Source organism: Bradyrhizobium sp. 132 (assembly GCF_023074185.1).
Classification (GTDB): Bacteria; Pseudomonadota; Alphaproteobacteria; order Rhizobiales; family Xanthobacteraceae; genus Bradyrhizobium.
The window spans coordinates 111,363-126,971 of record NZ_JADPKY010000043.1; the positions used below are offsets into that span (position 1 = coordinate 111,363).

The 15,609-nt window shown below is 58.3% G+C and carries 19 protein-coding genes; 13 read left to right on the forward strand and 6 right to left on the reverse strand.

Going from position 1 to position 15,609, the window contains the following annotated elements:
• Positions 1–336 precede the first annotated feature (336 nt).
• From IVA74_RS08335 to IVA74_RS08350, 4 genes are read left to right on the forward strand one after another with little or no spacing between them, the layout of a single operon-like run.
• A complete protein-coding gene (locus IVA74_RS08335; RefSeq protein ID WP_247341541.1) occupies positions 337–1,515 on the forward strand; it encodes an NnrS family protein in 1,179 nt (392 codons plus the stop codon).
• 7 nt (positions 1,516–1,522) lie between these two features.
• On the forward strand, positions 1,523–1,852 hold the full coding sequence (locus IVA74_RS08340; RefSeq protein ID WP_247341543.1) for a hypothetical protein: 330 nt from the start codon (positions 1,523–1,525) through the stop codon (positions 1,850–1,852).
• Positions 1,853–1,876: 24 nt separating this feature from the next.
• Positions 1,877–2,512, forward strand: coding sequence for a hypothetical protein (locus tag IVA74_RS08345; RefSeq protein WP_247341545.1), 636 nt, complete (start codon positions 1,877–1,879; stop codon positions 2,510–2,512).
• 23 nt (positions 2,513–2,535) lie between these two features.
• The gene (locus IVA74_RS08350) at positions 2,536–2,850 is read left to right on the forward strand and encodes a hypothetical protein (protein WP_247341658.1); all 315 of its coding nucleotides are present in this window, start codon (positions 2,536–2,538) and stop codon (positions 2,848–2,850) included.
• Here the strand turns inward: IVA74_RS08350 and IVA74_RS08355 are convergent.
• Positions 2,731–3,363, reverse strand: coding sequence for a hypothetical protein (locus IVA74_RS08355; protein ID WP_247341547.1), 633 nt, complete (start codon positions 3,361–3,363; stop codon positions 2,731–2,733). The two genes, IVA74_RS08350 and IVA74_RS08355, sit on opposite strands and share 120 nt — an antisense overlap.
• Before the next feature lie 368 nt (positions 3,364–3,731).
• Entirely contained in the window at positions 3,732–4,091 is a 360-nt protein-coding gene (locus IVA74_RS08360) for a zinc ribbon domain-containing protein (protein ID WP_247341549.1), read from the reverse strand.
• Here IVA74_RS08360 and IVA74_RS08365 point away from each other — a divergent pair.
• From IVA74_RS08365 to IVA74_RS08385, 5 genes are all read left to right on the forward strand, one after another.
• On the forward strand, positions 4,090–4,299 hold the full coding sequence (locus IVA74_RS08365; protein WP_247341551.1) for a hypothetical protein: 210 nt from the start codon (positions 4,090–4,092) through the stop codon (positions 4,297–4,299). The two genes, IVA74_RS08360 and IVA74_RS08365, sit on opposite strands and share 2 nt — an antisense overlap.
• A 972-nt stretch (positions 4,300–5,271) precedes the next feature.
• Positions 5,272–5,451: a hypothetical protein gene (locus IVA74_RS08370; protein ID WP_247341553.1), complete on the forward strand. Its 180-nt coding sequence runs from the start codon at positions 5,272–5,274 to the stop codon at positions 5,449–5,451.
• Between the two features lie 733 nt (positions 5,452–6,184).
• Complete coding sequence (locus IVA74_RS08375; RefSeq protein ID WP_247341555.1) at positions 6,185–6,295, forward strand: hypothetical protein; 111 nt, start codon at positions 6,185–6,187, stop codon at positions 6,293–6,295.
• A 195-nt stretch (positions 6,296–6,490) separates the two neighbouring features.
• Entirely contained in the window at positions 6,491–6,673 is a 183-nt protein-coding gene (locus IVA74_RS08380) for a hypothetical protein (protein ID WP_247341557.1), read from the forward strand.
• 592 nt (positions 6,674–7,265) lie between these two features.
• Positions 7,266–7,433 (forward strand): hypothetical protein, encoded by a 168-nt coding sequence (locus IVA74_RS08385; RefSeq protein WP_247341559.1) that lies wholly within the window; start codon positions 7,266–7,268, stop codon positions 7,431–7,433.
• 710 nt (positions 7,434–8,143) lie between these two features.
• On the opposite strand, the gene IVA74_RS08390 is transcribed toward IVA74_RS08385, so the two are convergent.
• A complete protein-coding gene (locus IVA74_RS08390; protein ID WP_247341661.1) occupies positions 8,144–8,389 on the reverse strand; it encodes a hypothetical protein in 246 nt (81 codons plus the stop codon).
• Between the two features lie 898 nt (positions 8,390–9,287).
• Complete coding sequence (locus tag IVA74_RS08400) at positions 9,288–9,503, reverse strand: hypothetical protein (RefSeq protein WP_247341561.1); 216 nt, start codon at positions 9,501–9,503, stop codon at positions 9,288–9,290.
• Positions 9,504–9,964: 461 nt separating this feature from the next.
• Here IVA74_RS08400 and IVA74_RS08405 point away from each other — a divergent pair, with 461 nt between their 5' ends.
• The 3 genes from IVA74_RS08405 to IVA74_RS08415 all read left to right on the forward strand — a co-directional run bounded on the left by IVA74_RS08405 (position 9,965) and on the right by IVA74_RS08415 (position 12,561).
• A complete protein-coding gene (locus IVA74_RS08405; protein ID WP_247341563.1) occupies positions 9,965–10,210 on the forward strand; it encodes a hypothetical protein in 246 nt (81 codons plus the stop codon).
• 157 nt (positions 10,211–10,367) lie between these two features.
• Positions 10,368–11,498, forward strand: a complete 1,131-nt coding sequence (locus tag IVA74_RS08410) for a serine/threonine protein kinase (protein WP_247341566.1) — start codon at positions 10,368–10,370, stop codon at positions 11,496–11,498.
• Positions 11,485–12,561, forward strand: a complete 1,077-nt coding sequence (locus IVA74_RS08415; protein WP_247341568.1) for a nucleotidyltransferase family protein — start codon at positions 11,485–11,487, stop codon at positions 12,559–12,561. The genes IVA74_RS08410 and IVA74_RS08415 overlap by 14 nt, the downstream gene beginning before the upstream one ends.
• Before the next feature lie 55 nt (positions 12,562–12,616).
• Here IVA74_RS08415 and IVA74_RS08420 read toward each other — a convergent pair whose 3' ends face one another.
• Positions 12,617–12,997, reverse strand: coding sequence for an H-NS histone family protein (locus tag IVA74_RS08420; protein WP_247341570.1), 381 nt, complete (start codon positions 12,995–12,997; stop codon positions 12,617–12,619).
• A gap of 725 nt (positions 12,998–13,722) precedes the next feature.
• Here IVA74_RS08420 and IVA74_RS08425 point away from each other — a divergent pair.
• Entirely contained in the window at positions 13,723–14,091 is a 369-nt protein-coding gene (locus IVA74_RS08425; protein ID WP_247341572.1) for an H-NS histone family protein, read from the forward strand.
• A gap of 57 nt (positions 14,092–14,148) precedes the next feature.
• Here IVA74_RS08425 and IVA74_RS08430 read toward each other — a convergent pair whose 3' ends face one another.
• Entirely contained in the window at positions 14,149–15,609 is a 1,461-nt protein-coding gene (locus IVA74_RS08430; RefSeq protein ID WP_247341650.1) for an exopolysaccharide biosynthesis polyprenyl glycosylphosphotransferase, read from the reverse strand.

Sequence of the window (15,609 nt, forward strand, 5' to 3'; positions counted from 1 at the left end):
CCGACGCGGCATCTCTTCGGCCCAACAACAGGAACAGCACGTGGATTTGCTCTCGGGGAGGACCGTGGCCTCGGTTCCCTGCTCGATGCGGCGGAGAAGATCGCCGGCGATCGCTTCGAAAAGCTTGCGCTCGATGCTGCTTCCGCTCCGGTTCCGGTCCCGCAATCTCTCGAAAATCGCATCGCAACCTCCATTGATGACGGAGTCGAAAATCGAACGCGGCTCGCTCTTTGTCGCGGATGAAACCCGTAGCTGAACATTGCTGCAATTTGCGCTCCGACAAAGAGCCCTCGATCACGACGATCTACGATGAGGCCACTGAACAGGAATACATCCATGGCAACGATGCAGAAATTCAGGGCCTACCGGGGACCGGCGGTGTTCTCGCACGGTTTCCGGCCGTTCTTCCTGTTCGGCGCGATCTACGCCGGCGCGATGGTTCCGCTGTGGCTCGCGGTGTTCGCCGGCAACGTCCACGTTCCGACGGTGCTGGCGCCGCGGGACTGGCACGTCCATGAGATGCTGTTCGGCTATATGGCTTCGGTGATCGCTGGCTTCCTTCTGACCGCCGTTCCGAACTGGACCGGTCGCCTGCCGTTCCAGGGCGCACGGCTGGAGTGCCTGTTCGCGGCCTGGTTCGCAGGGAGGCTTGCGATGACGTTCTCCGCATTTATCGGGTGGCAAGCCGCCCTTGCGATCGACGCAGTCTTTCTGCTGCTGCTCGCAGCCGCCGCCGCCCGCGAGATCGTCGCCGGCCGCAAGTGGAACAATCTGAAGGTGGTCGGCATCGTCTCGCTTCTTGCGATGGTCAACATCGCGTTTCACATCGAGGCGCATTTCCACGGCCTGGCGGAGTATTCCACGCGGGCCGGCATTGCCCTCGTCGTCACGCTGGTTTGCTTGATCGGTGGACGGATCGTGCCGAGCTTCACGCGCAACTGGCTCGCCCGCCGCGAGCCGGGGCGGCTCCCCGTTCCCTTCGGTCGGTTCGACGCGATCGCGATGGTCGCGGGCGTGTGCGCCATGGCCGCCTGGACCGTAAACCCTTCGGGTGGGCTCGTCGCGGGCGCGCTTTGCGTCGCCGGAGTGCTTCACGTCGCCCGCCTGGCTCGCTGGGCCGGCTACCGGACCTTGTCGGACCGGCTCGTCCTCATTCTTCACGTGGCCTACGCATTCGTGCCGGTCGGCTTCTTTCTGGCGGCACTCGCCGCGATGGACATCGTTGCCCCGGGCGCGGGCGTGCACGCTTGGACCGGTGGAGCAATCGGCACGATGACCATCGCCGTGATGACGCGTGCCTCGCTCGGCCATACCGGGCAGGCCTTCTCGGCGTCCGTTGCCACCCAAACGATCTACGCTGCGATCGTCGTCGCGGCGGTGGCTCGGGTGTGTGCGGCGCTTGAGCCGACCTATTCGATGCCGGTGCTGACGGTCTCGGGCATCGCGTGGGCCGGGGCGTTCCTGGGCTTCGCGCTCGCCTACGCGCCGCTCCTGTGCCGGACACGAAGGTTCTGAGGTCGCGATGATCGGCGCCAGCACATCAAGATGGACGATGAGTTATTTTGCGGTGGCGCTCGTGTGGCTCTTCATCGCGCTGGCCCTGATAGTCGCGGGTGTCGGCTATCCGGCCGCCGAACGAACTGCGCCGGATACGCTCGTCCTGGTGCACGTCGTCAGCATCGGATGGCTAAGCCTAGCGATGTGCGGTGCGCTGTTCCAGTTCGTTCCTGTGCTCGTCGTGAAACCCTTGTTTTCCGAGAAGTGGGCCTTGCCGGCTTTGGGCCTCCTGACCGCCGGCCTCGTCTCCCTGCTCGCGGGTTTTCTGGCTTTGGGAGGCCGCTTGCCCACCTGACTCTGGCTTCTTCCCGTCGGCGGGATGCTGCTCGTCACCGGCTTCGGTCTGGTTGTCGTCGATCTCGGCCTGACTGCGTGGCTGCGGCCGACGGGGCCGGCCAGCTTCGTCCTCGTCGGCCTGGCATCGCTCTGCGCAACAGCGGCCTTCGGCGCGGTATTCGTGTTCGCTTGCGGGGTGGGCGGGATCGATAGGCGAATCAATTTTGGCGTCCGGCATCCCGCTCCACGCCATCGCCGGTTTCGGCGGCTGGCTGACCTTGACGGCCATGGGTGTCAGCTACCGGCTCCTGGCCATGTTCATGCTGGCGCCGGACGTGGACGACCGACAGAGCCGCTTGCGGCCGGCGCGCTCGCCGTCGGCGTGACGGTGGCGGGCGGGATCCTCGCGATAGGGCTCGCATCGGGATTGAGCGTCGTGCTGTCTATTGCCGCGGTTTTCGGTCTTGCGTCCGCCGCCCTGTACGCACGGGACATCGCCGGCATCTTCCGCACCCGCAAGCGGCGGCAGCTCGAGCTCAACATGCGGATGGCGACGCTATCCTTCGCGAGCCTGGCGGCAACGGCAATGCTGGGGTCGCGCTCGCGGCGACAGACACGTTCGCCGCGCATGTCGGCGCCTTCGCCTTCCTCGCCATCTTCGGATGGCTGTCTGGCCTAGTCCTCGCAAAGCTCTACAAGATCGTGGCATTCCTGACCTGGCTCGAGACCTACGGCCTCCTCATGGGATGTGTACCCACTCCCCGCATCCAAGACCTCGTCGCGGAGGGGAGGGCTTCGAAGTGGTTCGTCACCTACTACGCTGCCGTGTGGTTCGGGACGCTGATGCTGCTGGCCGGCGAACCGCACGCGTTCCGCGCGTTTGCGGCTGTAATGACCCTAGGCATCGCGGGAATCGTCCGCGAAGTGATCCGGACGCGGCGGCTTGCCGACGTCGCGAGCCCGCTGCGTCTCCCGGGTGGCACGCACGCACCCCATCTTCTGTTCGCTAGGAACTGATGAGCCGACGAAAGGAAGCAACATGACCGAATACATCGATGTCGACGTCCGTCCGATCCTGCAAGCAGGCGGAGAGCCGTTCTCGGTCATCATGTCCGCGCTCGGAAAGCCGGCTCCGCTGCAGCAAGTGCGCCAAGGCCAATCGCCGGCCGGCGGCGAGCGCGGCCTGGAGTTCGGAAAGTTGGTGCGGCCGTCCTTCACCACGACGACTTCGCCGTCGAAGATCGCAGTCGCGACGGAAAGATCGAACGCGGCCGCGATCGACGGGAAGCGCTTGGTCCAATCCAATCCGGTCTGGGTGTAGACCCTCGCCCGGCCCTTGTTCAGGTGAAACTGGAGCCGATAGCCGTCGTACTTGATTTCGTGGAGCCAGTGGTCGCCGGCGGGCGCCTTGGATCTCAGCGTGGCGAGCTGGGCGAGATGAATCCCGGCATCGCCGACGGCTTCGAGCCGTCGACCGTTCGCGCGAGAAACCGCGTCTGGGTACGGTTCGCCAATTACGCAAACCCGCAAAGTTCCGGCCGGGGCCGGAGGACAGCGGCGGGCAGTCTACTGGATATTTTCCGAAGGCGGCCAACGGTCAGACGCGAACTTGAGGTGGGTCAAGGCGAGATCGGAGCCTCGCCCTAAAGTTAGAATCGTACCGAGCGGCATGAGCGCGCTCAGGTGCTGTTACGGTTGCGGCGCCCGGGCTCCTAGGCATCCGGGTTCCGTTTTATAACTAGCGACCGCAGACAGGAGTTGGCTCCGAGAGCGACTCCGCCGGAACGACAGCCGGCGTTGCGGGTCGATCGGCGACCAGCCGCACGAAAATGCGAGCAATTCGGCCTCGGCAATCCATTGGTTGCCCGGGGGCGAATTCTGTCGGCGCCGCCTCACCCTTACGCCTTGCCTGGAGCCCGCAACGGGCCGTCCGCCCACCTGCGGGCTGTTGGGTCGTGCAGCGGGTCGTCGTCGCAACTGGCGCAGACGTAGCGCTGCCGCCCCTCGGCGACGTCGTCGGGCACTGCGGCCATCGGCTTGCCGCACGACGGGCACGCCTTCCGGATCGGGTGGAGCGCCGTCATTTTAGAATTTCCCCTGCCGCCGTAGCTTAATCCTGCGATGGCGGCGGGCTCAAGTGGATCGCGGAAAGTTGCTTGGGGCGCGCTCACGCCGGACGACATAGCCTGGCTCTTGACGCAGCCGAAGCTGGCGTACTGAACGTTGCGCAGGGCGATGTCGTTGTGGGGGTGCGTCATGGATCGGGAGTTCTATCGGCAGCAGGCGCGGCGCGTCCGCGATCTGGCCGAGAAGGCAGATCCGTTCACCAGGCGGCGCCTGCTGGATCTGGCAGGTCAGTACGATGCCAGGGCCAGCAGCCCTTCAGTGGCGTTGAGGATGATCGAACGGCCGCTGCCGCGCACCGCGCCGCCCGTCTCTGCCTTCTCCGGCGCCGGCGAGGCATGACGAAACCGGCCGCCCTCGAATCCGCTGCGACGTCTACAACGGCACGGGCTCGGCGCCGGCCCATGAGCCGGAGCCCGAGCCCACAACTCTCCCAAAAAGCGGAGTTCCTGGGGACGTCGCTGGTAACGGCTCTCTGGGCGCCGTCTCTGCTCCGTCTTCTGACCCTCCAACGTTTGTCACGATGCGACGCGAACCGGTGCGACTAGCCCCAGTATTCGGAAAAAAGATCCGACTGGAAGGTCGTTGTTCGGCCTCAGCGGCTCGTATTGCGGCGGACAATCAGCTTTTGGCCAAAGCAAACCCTTCGCGAGCGTCGCGCTGGCCGATTGAGGTGTTTCGGTCGGCCTCACGAGGGCTAGCGCCCTGTATCCAACGGACATTTGGCTCAACCTGCATCATCGATTGATCGAAATAGCACTTGGCGGGTGCTTTCGTCCGCCTGTCACGCTGTTTTTTTAAGGTGATGACGAAGAGCGTAGGCGCTGCTGAGATCAACCGCGATTTAACCTGAACTCGACCACCGATTGAGCACCGAAACCGTGCGCATAAACGGCGATAAGGGTGGTCGATCAGGAACTTGGGTTGTTTTTGCTGGATTTTTCGATCGCTACTTACGTTCCGGACGCAGGGCTGGGGGTTCCCCATGCGATTTACAATCCGCGTGTAACCTATTGGTCTATATAGGCTCATTGAACGACCATTTTACAGCTAAGTACCTGTTTGCGTTCGTAGAAGATGAGACTCTTAATCAGCGGGTCTCAGGTTCGAGCCCTGGTGCGCCCACCATCTAATCCCCAACAGCATCAGTTGCTTAGGCCGGCCTCGGTTCATTCTTTTGGCCGCCGTGCGACACGTTGTGCGATCGATTTTGTTGCACGCCGTGCGACTTTTCGAGCTAATCGCGCTTGTGCCATGGACGGCTATTGTCGTTCTCGATCGCGCGCGCCCTTTGTGGTTGCAAGAAATCGGTCGATGAGCGCCTCTACCGTCGATCAGGCCGATCAATACCGCCGCGCCGTTGTTCCTGCGGTCTTCCCGACTGACATCCAGAACGGCGTCTACGATTGGCCCTTTAGCAACCTCGTCCAGCTTCAACAGGACTTCGTCTGCGTGAAATCCGGCGGACCGGCGCTGTTCCAGTCCTTCCCCTGACGCTGCGGGCGCAACCGCGAGCAGGTGGAGATCGTCGGCAGTAAGCCGGTCGGCGAGCTTGGAGAACGCACGTCCTGCCGGCATTGATCGCCCGATAGACCCAGAGCCAGTCTCCGCGTATCGCGTTAATTAAATGCAAAATGGGAGTCGAATAGGTGATCATCGGCAATGTCAATCGATCAAAAGAGGCAGTTAATTACGTAGATTCCATTTCAATCCTCGATTTAATCGTGTTATTAAAATCAAGTAGATTGGCGCAAGTTTGGGATCACGCCTCTTTATCCTTCTATTGTGCCCGTGCGGATCTACGTGATTTGGTGCGATATAAGACCATCATTTATATTGGATATATTGGAAGTTGCCATGTCGGTCGATTGTAGTCGCGCTGTTGAATGGGATGGAAAGGTTCTGACTGGTTTGGTGGTTGTAAATGGAGTGCCCACCAAGGTAACTGCGGACCGAGCCACTATCCATGCGTATGCCACAGGGTTTAGCGATGCGCTTACCTGGGAGATTGATCGCTTTCGGTCGCAAATCTTCGAAAAGCTGATGCCATTCTTCATTCGACAGAATAGCTGACGGTGCGGTATGGCGCTCGCGGCGCCTTCGCCAAGCTTTCGGCCAGCGATGTTGGGAGACAAGCTGGTGATCGTTGGGTCGAGGAGATTGGCGCGATTCGAGATAAACTCACGCCTCCAGCCACCATCGAACTTCCATTTCCTGGCGTCTCGGAATGACTCAAAACTGCAAATGGGTTCTCTTCCTTTGTACGGGCAATTACTACCGCAGCCGGTTTGCGGAGGAACTGTTCAATCACCTTGCTGAACAAGAGGAGCTGCCCTGACGAGCATTCTCCAGAGGCTCTGCCGAGAGGGGGGCGCTTGAGAACACCGGTCCCATCTCCGGCTTTGCACTCGAGGGGTTGCAAGCCCTAGGAATTAGCCCGAAGGGCGCTGATAAATTTCCGCAGGCCTGCAATTTAGCTGACTTCAGTCAAGCAGATGTCGTCATAGGATTGAAAGAGGCGGAGCATCGATCGATGATCGAACGCCACTTTCCGGCTGTGGCGGACCGGGTCCTATATTGGCAAGTGGATGATATCGATGTCGCCCAGCCCAGCGATGCCCTGCCGCACCTGACGCAAATGGTCACGAACTTGATCGCTATATCGCGACAACCGGCGGTCCTGAAGGGGCATGCCGAAAGCCTGCGGAAAGAATAGCGGGAGGCGCGGACATCCCCACTCCATCATAGCGCCACCTTCATCCGCGTGAGGCAGATGGTTGTTCTATTCGTTCGCCGAAAGGGCATGGCAGAGCCGTCAGCCCCTGTCGCATCGACAGCGAAGCAGCCTGGATTGGCCCTCATGGCATTCAGTGTGTCCATTCTTCAATTAATAAAAATAATCATTGGAGCATATAAATAAGAAATTGCAACGGGCTCAATTCCCTACATGGCAGCCAAGGCGCCGTCGGGGAGCCCGGCGACGTCTGTGATTATCTATGGAATTGAAATGCTATAGCTTAAGGTATATTCCTCAGATATTTGGGTAGAATAATATTGTCGATGTCGCTCCCATAAATTGAGCTATTCCAATGTCGATGCATTCATTACCAAGCACACATATCGCTTCGCTCAACAGGTCGCCCAATAAACCCAATCCGGAGCTCCTATTCTCGTCGGAGCATGCGGATGCCAAGCTTCTTCACTTGGGGTGTAGGTTCAGGCGGGTGACGGATACTGCTAAAACGTGGCCACCGAGGCAACGGAGGGCTCTCCAAGAGCAGTTGGACAACGTTGAGCGTGAAATCGAGATGTACATTCAAGTCGATGGATTTGAAAAAGATCGGTTCAATCGAGAGTCTTACTTATGGACTGCAGAGGATCGAATCGAGTGGCAGGAAACACAAATTGGCAATGCTCAACGTCTGAACGAACTACTTGAAGAGCGTAACGATCTGCAAAAGCAGCTTCGATCGTAAGAGCGCAACCTTTAGCCCCGTGCCACCGAACAGGGAGCACCGAGAGGCTCGTATGGGCAATATCAAAGAAGTGTTTCTTCGCGCGGTACCCCAAATGTTGTTCTTCACGGGATATGCGGCTGTCTTTCTGCTTGCGGTGCATCTTTACGTCTCGCTAGCGTGGGGTGCACGACAGTAACGCGGAGGAGGTGGCACGCAGTGTCCCTTTCGCTGCCGACCAGGCTGCCTCCGATTTTCGTCCCAGGCCATAAAGCTGCGCCGATGGAGCACGGTGGATCATTCGAAAACTCAGACGGATCTATCAGTAAGATGTCACCCGGCGGGAGGAAGGACTAAGCAGCAGGCGCTCCGCCAAAACGTGCGGGCCCGATCGAGGCCATGTCCCGGGAATTTATGCGGTTGAACATTGTTTCACGACGGCAAAGCGAGCGGAAGCTGTTAGGGCGACGGCACTCAACCGTGCGCTGCCGGAGGGATGCCTTGGCCTCAAAGCCGGCGAGAGCCCATGCCCGCGATTGCGTGTGCCCGGCCCTTGGGCTCTCATTTTCCGACCAAGCGCTGAACCTGTAAGCTGAGGCTGGTAAGGGCCTCCCAGGGATCTATCCAACATCGGAGAATGTGAGAATCACCGCCTGTCCGCGTGCGCTCCAACCTTGCTCGCAATGCATCGGAAAGAGACATAAGGCCGGCATAGGTCTCCAAATCCTTGTTCAAGTATTTAATTTATTCAAGTGAGAAAATTTAAACGGCAAGCTTAAATCCGACAAAATACAAGGCGTTCTCTTGGCTGGGGCAGGGCCATTAATCGGGAGTATCTGCATGTTTAGTCGAGTAGTAACTGCGTCAATTTTCGCTTTAACAACTTCCGTTTCTTCGGAGGCGCGCCCTTTACGTCCTCCTCCACCCGAATGCAACGTCACTATGCCCTGCGATTTTTCAACGTCGTTGGTGCACATGCAGAGATCTAGCAGATCAGCACGGGGTCTAAAACCAGATGCTGTTCGGAGCTTAAGGATGTCCGCAGTCAGCTCAGACATGGCTGGGACTGAGATCGTCGGCGGTCGTCCAGCCGGTTGCCCTCGATCGTTCTGTGGATGTGGTGCGGCAATACGAGTATTTGGTCGCATAGTGCCGGAACTTAACCTGGCGGCTAATTGGCTGCGTTTTCCGCGCGCCTCGCCCGCCCCGGGAATGGCTGCAGCGCGACGCGGACACGTCTTTGTCCTGGAGCGGCACATCGCCGGTGACATCTGGTTGGCGTATGACGCAAACTCGGGAGGGCACGCAACGAGGATCCACGCGCGCTCCCTGAGGGGGTACACCATCGTGAACCCTCGTTCAGCCTAGCAGCATTGTGCAGCGCGTCCCATCAAGACTCCACATCCAGGCGGCGCGCCTCCTGTCGAGAACCGCAGCGGAGATTCGCTGCGGCTTCTCTCGCTCGGACAATTTGCAGGCGACCAGTCGTTTAATGTTTTGCAGGAGCCGTTATCGGCGATCGGGCCGATGAACGAGATCCGCATCCCCGCTTAGCGCGGTCGCCTGCGAAGTTTGAAGCTAGGCGATTCTACCCGGTGAGGGCGAAACGACCATGATAGCGATCAGCTGAGAGGAGGTAGGACCCCGATCTCTCAACTGCACATAGCCGCTGCGGATCTGGCCGAAGCGGGATAGCAACAGTCTCCATTGAGAAGCGCATCATTTCGCTTCTATCAGGCGCGGCCAAGTTCCTTTCCACGGATCGGAAGGGGGAACGCAATAGAACTCAGCAAGCGCGGTGCCAAATAAGGTTATCCATCCGGTCCGCATTCCATCGTTAATTCGGCTAGACGTATACGCCGACGATATTCGACATCAGCACGACGGCGCCCCTCCGAACAACTTGACAAGCTGAGTGACCGGCTCTTCCACCCAAGCCTCGCGAGCAAACCAATTGTGATTGGCGCGGCAAATTGGACAATGAGTATTGCCGAAAAACACGACGCTTCGCAGAAATGTCTCACGATCGGACATGATACCGGTGGGAATAACGTGACCGGTTTGGGGGCACTTGACCATAATCATACCCATGTAGGCCTTTCCTAGATATTGCTCGCTGCTGATCGGAAACCGGCTGGCTTGAGTGGGAGTGCTGTTTACTTAGCGGCATCGGGCACTGGGCGTTTGCTTGGCGCCATGAGAGATGCCGGTGACGGCGCTTCTCGACAGCTTCACTCCCCGTTCTTCACTTCGTCATATGTTCGCTTCGAAAAAATCAATTTGCAAATTAAATCGCATTTGCTCGAATGATTCGAGCGTATGCGTTCTGTAAATCGGAATAAGGCTCGATGGATATCTGCCGTTGATGGAGCCGGCTAATCGTCGGCGGGTATCTGGGCGCCTTCTACAAGCGCCCCTTGGTATCAAGGGGGATGGTGCAGGTTCAATCATACGGCGCATTTTTATTATATTTGAGGCCGCGAATATTTATTGTCAATTCTACCGCATGACGTAAGCTAACTTTGTAAGTTGTGCTGTGCTGGGAGGGAACCATGTGGGAATCAAATCATAACAAGCGCAACATCGGCTCCGCTACGCTGCAGTTCGCCAAAACGCGCGACCAATTAATAATCATCAGTGAGAGAGAACGAATTTTAAAAGAGCGTAGTGCCGATCGTGAAGCCTACCGGTATCTGCTGGACGCTCACCGATTAGCTGTGCTGCACAGCGATTGTACAGAAGATGTGGTGAACAATTCTCGAACCAGAACAGGCGAGGGCAATCAGTTGGCTGCTTGACCCGCCGGTGTCTGGCCATTTTCGAAGTGATGTGTGCCCACGCTAGATGCTGGGCTTGGATCTGAGGCGGCTGTTCGTTCCATCGAGGGCTGTGGAATAGTGCATCGCAGATTTCGTCGCGGCTGGCTCGGCACGGTGACGAGATTGAATACTGCTCATGTTGGCTGGAGCCGTGCTCGAAAAATCATCAGAAAAAGTGGTGTTGAGGCCAGCTGTGGATGCAGTCTTCGCACTGCTGGATGGCCGACCGGTGCTATTTAGTGAGACAAGGCAGAACATCTATCAGCTGGACCAGCTGGGTGCATTTATCTGGTGCAAGTTGGCAGAAGGCGCTTCTTTGGCAACCGTTTATCGGGAGCTCGGAGAGCTGGACATTGTTGAGCACGCTGCGCGCCGGTTCACGTGGCAGGCTATAGACGCTTGGACAGATCAAGGGCTGCTCGACGTCGATTGGCAAATCTCGGCCAGTTGTGCCTTCTCAGCCATTTTAGGGCGGCATCGTATCAGTGTCCGGGCTGACAATCGGAAGCTCTTGCAGCGGTTGGTTTCGCTATTTTGCATCCTGGACAATGAGGATGGCGAAAACGATATCACAATCGAGGCGATGCTGCTGGACGATCGAGTGTTCTTCCGAGGAATTGACGGGGGCGTCCACAGATGTGAAATTGAAGCACTTGCACCTACAGTCAAAGCGTACTTGACCGAGCGGCTTATTCGAAGCGATCGATCGGGCTTCGCCCTCCATGCCGCGTCTCTTGCGAATTGCGGGACTGGCTTGCTGTTGTGCGGCGAGCCGGGAGCCGGCAAGTCGACGCTTACACTGCAATTGGTGGACGCAGGATTTCAGTATGCCGGTGACGATGTTGCGCTGATTGGTGATGATGGCGCGGTCTGTGGATTTCCATTTGCTCTCACTCTCAAGGAAGGGTCATGGGAGTTGTTGTCGCTGTTGCATAGCAGTTGGGACGGCGTCACGCATTGCAGGGCCGACGGCGCTCAGGTGCGATACTTGCCTATTCGGAACGCGCACATTGGAAGCCTTTCTGCGAGTTGGATCATTTTTTTGAACCGGGTTGCGAGCGGCACGGCCGAGCTGGCATCGCTGGATCAGCTGGATTCGATGAAGCGGCTCATTGACGGCGCATTTGCCGCCGACGGAAGGCTGTCGCAGGCCGGGTTTTTTGCTTTGAAGCGGATTGTCGCCGGCGCGCGATCGTTTCAGCTTACCTACTCCCAGTCGGGAGAGGCCCGGGCGCTGCTGATGGACTTGTACAATGGCAAAGCATAGTGCGGCACTGACGAGCCTCTGTAATTGCCTTCGAGGTTTGCCGCCTGCCGATGTGGAGTGGACGTCCGTAATCGGCCTCGCAAACCAGACGTTGACGACGCCCGCGCTTATTGACTTCGTCGATCAATTTGCATCGGTGTTGCCGGACGACGTCTGCGCGTATATCCGCGAGATCTATCGCCGAAACGTGCTGCGCAACAATCGGTTGGTCGCTCAACTCGAGGAAACCGTCGTTGCGATGAATGGCCACGGAATTACGCCAATATTGTTCAAGGGGGCAGCGACGCTGGCTACCACGCCTGTTGGACGGCGAGGCGTTCGGTTGATGTCTGATCTTGATATTTTGGTTCAGCCGAAAGAAATCGAAGGCGCAGTCGCCGCTCTGAGGGCAATTGGCTACGAGATTCATGAACAGGCGCCCCCCGGAAGCCAGAGATGGTGTGCCGACCTGAATCGGCCGCGGGACGTCGGAGCCATCGATCTGCAGCAGAGCGCTCCCGGCCCGGCGTATCTCTACCGCGGCCCCGGACTTGCTCTGAGCCACTGCGTTCCGGTCACGTTGGGACGGGGGAGGGTGCATATTCCCAAACCAACTTACCAGGCGCTCACGCTGATCATGCATGATCAATTTCAGGACTATGGTTACTGGCTCGGCGATATCGATCTGCGACATCTTGTTGAGTTACGAGATCTGAACAATTTCGTCGGGGGCCTTGACTGGAAGGAACTTACCTCCATTGCCTCTGGCAAACTGATTCAAAACGCAATCGAAACCCAGCTGATCGCTCTCGCTGCGCTGCTTGGAGTCGAGATTCCGCACGCGCTGCGCTCCCGACTAATTCCGCGCCTACAGCTTATTCGTCAATTGATGCAAGCGCGCTTTCCGGCCTCACGTCTGCCCCTCCTGGCAATGACGGTCCTGGACCTCAGGAACTACCGGCGGGAGGCGACCGTTGATCACGCGCAAACCAGCGCGCGCCGTGGATTGTGGTCGATGCCGAGAGCGGACACCTTACAGTTTCTGTGGAAGGCGGCTACGGTGGCTCGTGCGGGAAAAGTCTAGGGTCGACAGCGACGTCTGACAGATCAGCGGTAAAATTTTGCGATCGCAAGCCGGGTCAGGAGTGCTCTCGATCATGAGCGTTACGGTCTGACGATTCGCCGGTCTCGCGGACTCTGAACTCCTCCAGCGTGTGGCCTGATTGGAGGGCGGCTACCAGCCACCGAGGCTGTTTGCCACGTCCTGACCAAGTCTCTGTCGGCTGCAGCGGGTTGTAGTATTTGGGCACGACCTTGGGATATTTGCGGCGCGGGGGTTGGCTCGTCTCCGCCGCCCCGCTTCCAGCTTGGCCCAACTGCTCGGGTTGGTTGAGTTGCGCAAGACGTTTCTCCAGTTCCCGCTTCTCGGCGGTTATCTTTTCAGCGAGAATCTTGGTCAGCTCCTCGTGGAGAAGCCAAAGTTCCTCAAAATCCATAGCTTCGAGATCCTGCTTGCGCATAGCATTCTCGTCACCGTTCGACTGACTGGTTGTCCATCTATCATCTTCTACATTCGAGTATCGTGACCCGAGCCGCGAATGAACGATTGACGAAGTCAGCACCGGAATTGACCTGACAGTAAAATTATTATATATGATTTAATAGTTATTGCGACGATTATTTATTAATGCTTTCGACAAGCAAAGAAATTGCGGATGGAGGAGTGGTCTTGATCGAACTTCCTCTTGAACGTCTTCAAGATTCAGTCAGCCGATTTATTGTTCCCTCGGCTTCATTTTCGGACGTCCAGGCTCTGATGGCCCAAATCGAGCTCAGGCAGCGTGCACTGCGGGATATCGAAGTTATTCGCTGCCGTCTGCGGGTATGGGACGACCGTACGGTAATAAGGATGCCCAGACGAAGGAGGGGCGCCTCCGCGCGTCAAGCGTCCTTCTTGAGGCTGCGGCGCGGAAAGTTGTTCACGCGGCCGGCTTGATCTCATCCCCCAGGTCCCGGTTTGATGTTTGATGTGTTCCGCGGCCCTGCGCTGGGCGCGCGAAATTACTTCTCCGCGGTTAAATTCTGCGGATCACTCATCTTCCAGACTTGATTAATAACCGAGACGCAGCTATCTGGAACGAAGGTTCCAGTCGGTTCCGCGCATTTTGCGGGGATAATTTTGCTTTTTGTCTTGATTAATGTCAATCGGGCCAATATTAGATGATCGCAACTAAAAGGTGAGCCTATGTCGGCTAAGAAACTCGAACTAGAATCCATGTCTCTTGACGATCTCTGGTCGCTTCATGAGGAAATTAGCGGGATGTTGTCTGAGCGGATCAAAGCGGAGAAGCACGAACTGGAAAAGCGCTTAGCAGCTCTCGGGGGCGGGATGGCTGTACTAGCGGATTCCCGTGGCGCAGGCGCGTCTCCGACCGGCAAGCAGAGGCGAAAATATCCGCGAGTTCTGCCGAAGTATCGGAATCCACAGACGTCCGAGACCTGGTCAGGGCGCGGCAAGCGGCCGCGGTGGTTGGTTGCAGCAGTGAAGTCTGGTCGAAGGGTCGAGGACTTTCGCATAGGCGAAGCGGGTCCTAAGCTTCGTCAGCGGGGCTGACCGGATCGGCAATGATCGGCGGCAAGCTAGCCGGCGCAACCACATAAATCTGTGCGCCTAGTAGGCATTGCGGCCACGCAGCACTTCCACGGGCGTTCGCAGCAAGATTGCGAGATCCAACCGAGGGCTCCAGTTGTCGATGTACCAGAGATCATATTGCACACGTGTTTCGACCATGACCGCTGTGGGAGTCGGGCCGCGGCAGCCGTGGACTTGAGCCCACCCGGTCAATCCCGGCCTGACCCTGCGGCGAAGGGCATAGTTGCGCACCAGCTTGTCAAATTCTCCGTCGTGAGCCAAGGCATGAGGACGAGGGCCCACCAGTGACATGCTGCCGTCGAGTACATTCAGCAGCTGTGGCAGTTCGTCGAAGCTTGTCCGGCGCAGCCATTTGCCGACGCGGGTAACGCGTCGATCGGCGCGGTTGGCCTGAAGGATCACAGGCCCGTCTTCGAGCACATGCATCGTCCGAAATTTGCGCATCAAGAAGGTCCGGCCGTTAAAGCCGCAGCGTTGTTGTCGAAAGAATACAGGGCCAGGAGAATCCAGCTTGATCGCAAGTGCGGCCAGCACAAGCAGCGGGGCAAATATCGTCAAGGCGAGCCCCACGCCGAAAAGATCAATCATTCGCTTGGTCGCACAGTCGAGCGGCGTAAGAGGACCACGCTGGAGTTCAACACAAACGGCACTTCCAAGACTTCGCGTAGGATGTCGAAGCAGTTCGGATGTCGTACCGACCGGCACGAACACGACCGGTAGCGGCAAGACCCGCAAGTCGGCAACGAAGGCCCGAAGTTCGGGCCATCGTTCCGGGTTCGCTTCCACCACCACATGGTCGAGCTCGGAACTGCGAATGTACTCAATCACGCGAGCAGTGAGCCGCCTTCGACAGGCAGGACCGAAGCCGACTGGGGGCAAGCTGAACCGGCCTCGGACACAATAACCATGCATCGCCAGCGTTTCAGACAGTCCGGCGCTTTTCGATGGCGGCTGGTCGCTGACCAGAGCAATGTTTGTGGTGGCGAATTTTCTGCCGCTCAGGCCCCTTCCAAGAAGCGCTCTCGCCCCCCACCGCTCGGCCATCAGCAAGCCTAGGCCCAGGATAGCGAAAAGTGTGCCTGCTTGCTGAGAAAAGCCCGGACCAATTGCAAGGCCGTGCCCGGCCCATATCAAGAGCAACGATGACGCCCATGCCATCCAGACGGCGCGCATCTGACTTCGGAGGACGAGAAGCTCAGCTGGCCGATAAAGGCCGTGGGTCTTCAAGAGGCAAACGAGACATGCTGCGCTGACTAGCGCCAAGCCAAGTGCGTCGCTTAAGTCGCCTGCAGCCCACCCATTCCGAGCCTGGCACAGCCACGTCGAAACGACGCTCGCAAAAACAATGGTCGCAATATCGGCACAGAGCACCACGTATTCGATCGAGTCGTAACGGAGAGGCCATTTGTGCTGGCGGGATACTCTCGGCCCGGGCCTGACACGATCCTTAACCTCCCGATCGGGGAAATGTCGGTTCAC

Bases quoted from the DNA above. Each gene is read 5' to 3' on its own strand.
- IVA74_RS08335 (WP_247341541.1), top strand. From the start codon at position 337: ATGGCAACGATGCAGAAATTCAGGGCCTACCGGGGACCGGCGGTGTTC.
- IVA74_RS08340 (WP_247341543.1), top strand. From the start codon at position 1,523: ATGATCGGCGCCAGCACATCAAGATGGACGATGAGTTATTTTGCGGTG.
- IVA74_RS08345 (WP_247341545.1), top strand. From the start codon at position 1,877: ATGCTGCTCGTCACCGGCTTCGGTCTGGTTGTCGTCGATCTCGGCCTG.
- IVA74_RS08365 (WP_247341551.1), top strand. From the start codon at position 4,090: ATGGATCGGGAGTTCTATCGGCAGCAGGCGCGGCGCGTCCGCGATCTG.
- IVA74_RS08360 (WP_247341549.1), bottom strand. From the start codon at position 4,091: ATGACGCACCCCCACAACGACATCGCCCTGCGCAACGTTCAGTACGCC.
- IVA74_RS08370 (WP_247341553.1), top strand. From the start codon at position 5,272: ATGAGCGCCTCTACCGTCGATCAGGCCGATCAATACCGCCGCGCCGTT.
- IVA74_RS08375 (WP_247341555.1), top strand. From the start codon at position 6,185: ATGACTCAAAACTGCAAATGGGTTCTCTTCCTTTGTACGGGCAATTAC.
- IVA74_RS08380 (WP_247341557.1), top strand. From the start codon at position 6,491: ATGATCGAACGCCACTTTCCGGCTGTGGCGGACCGGGTCCTATATTGG.
- IVA74_RS08385 (WP_247341559.1), top strand. From the start codon at position 7,266: ATGTACATTCAAGTCGATGGATTTGAAAAAGATCGGTTCAATCGAGAG.
- IVA74_RS08390 (WP_247341661.1), bottom strand. From the start codon at position 8,389: ATGTGCACCAACGACGTTGAAAAATCGCAGGGCATAGTGACGTTGCAT.
- IVA74_RS08400 (WP_247341561.1), bottom strand. From the start codon at position 9,503: ATGGGTATGATTATGGTCAAGTGCCCCCAAACCGGTCACGTTATTCCC.
- IVA74_RS08405 (WP_247341563.1), top strand. From the start codon at position 9,965: ATGTGGGAATCAAATCATAACAAGCGCAACATCGGCTCCGCTACGCTG.
- IVA74_RS08410 (WP_247341566.1), top strand. From the start codon at position 10,368: ATGTTGGCTGGAGCCGTGCTCGAAAAATCATCAGAAAAAGTGGTGTTG.
- IVA74_RS08415 (WP_247341568.1), top strand. From the start codon at position 11,485: ATGGCAAAGCATAGTGCGGCACTGACGAGCCTCTGTAATTGCCTTCGA.
- IVA74_RS08420 (WP_247341570.1), bottom strand. From the start codon at position 12,997: ATGCGCAAGCAGGATCTCGAAGCTATGGATTTTGAGGAACTTTGGCTT.
- IVA74_RS08425 (WP_247341572.1), top strand. From the start codon at position 13,723: ATGTCGGCTAAGAAACTCGAACTAGAATCCATGTCTCTTGACGATCTC.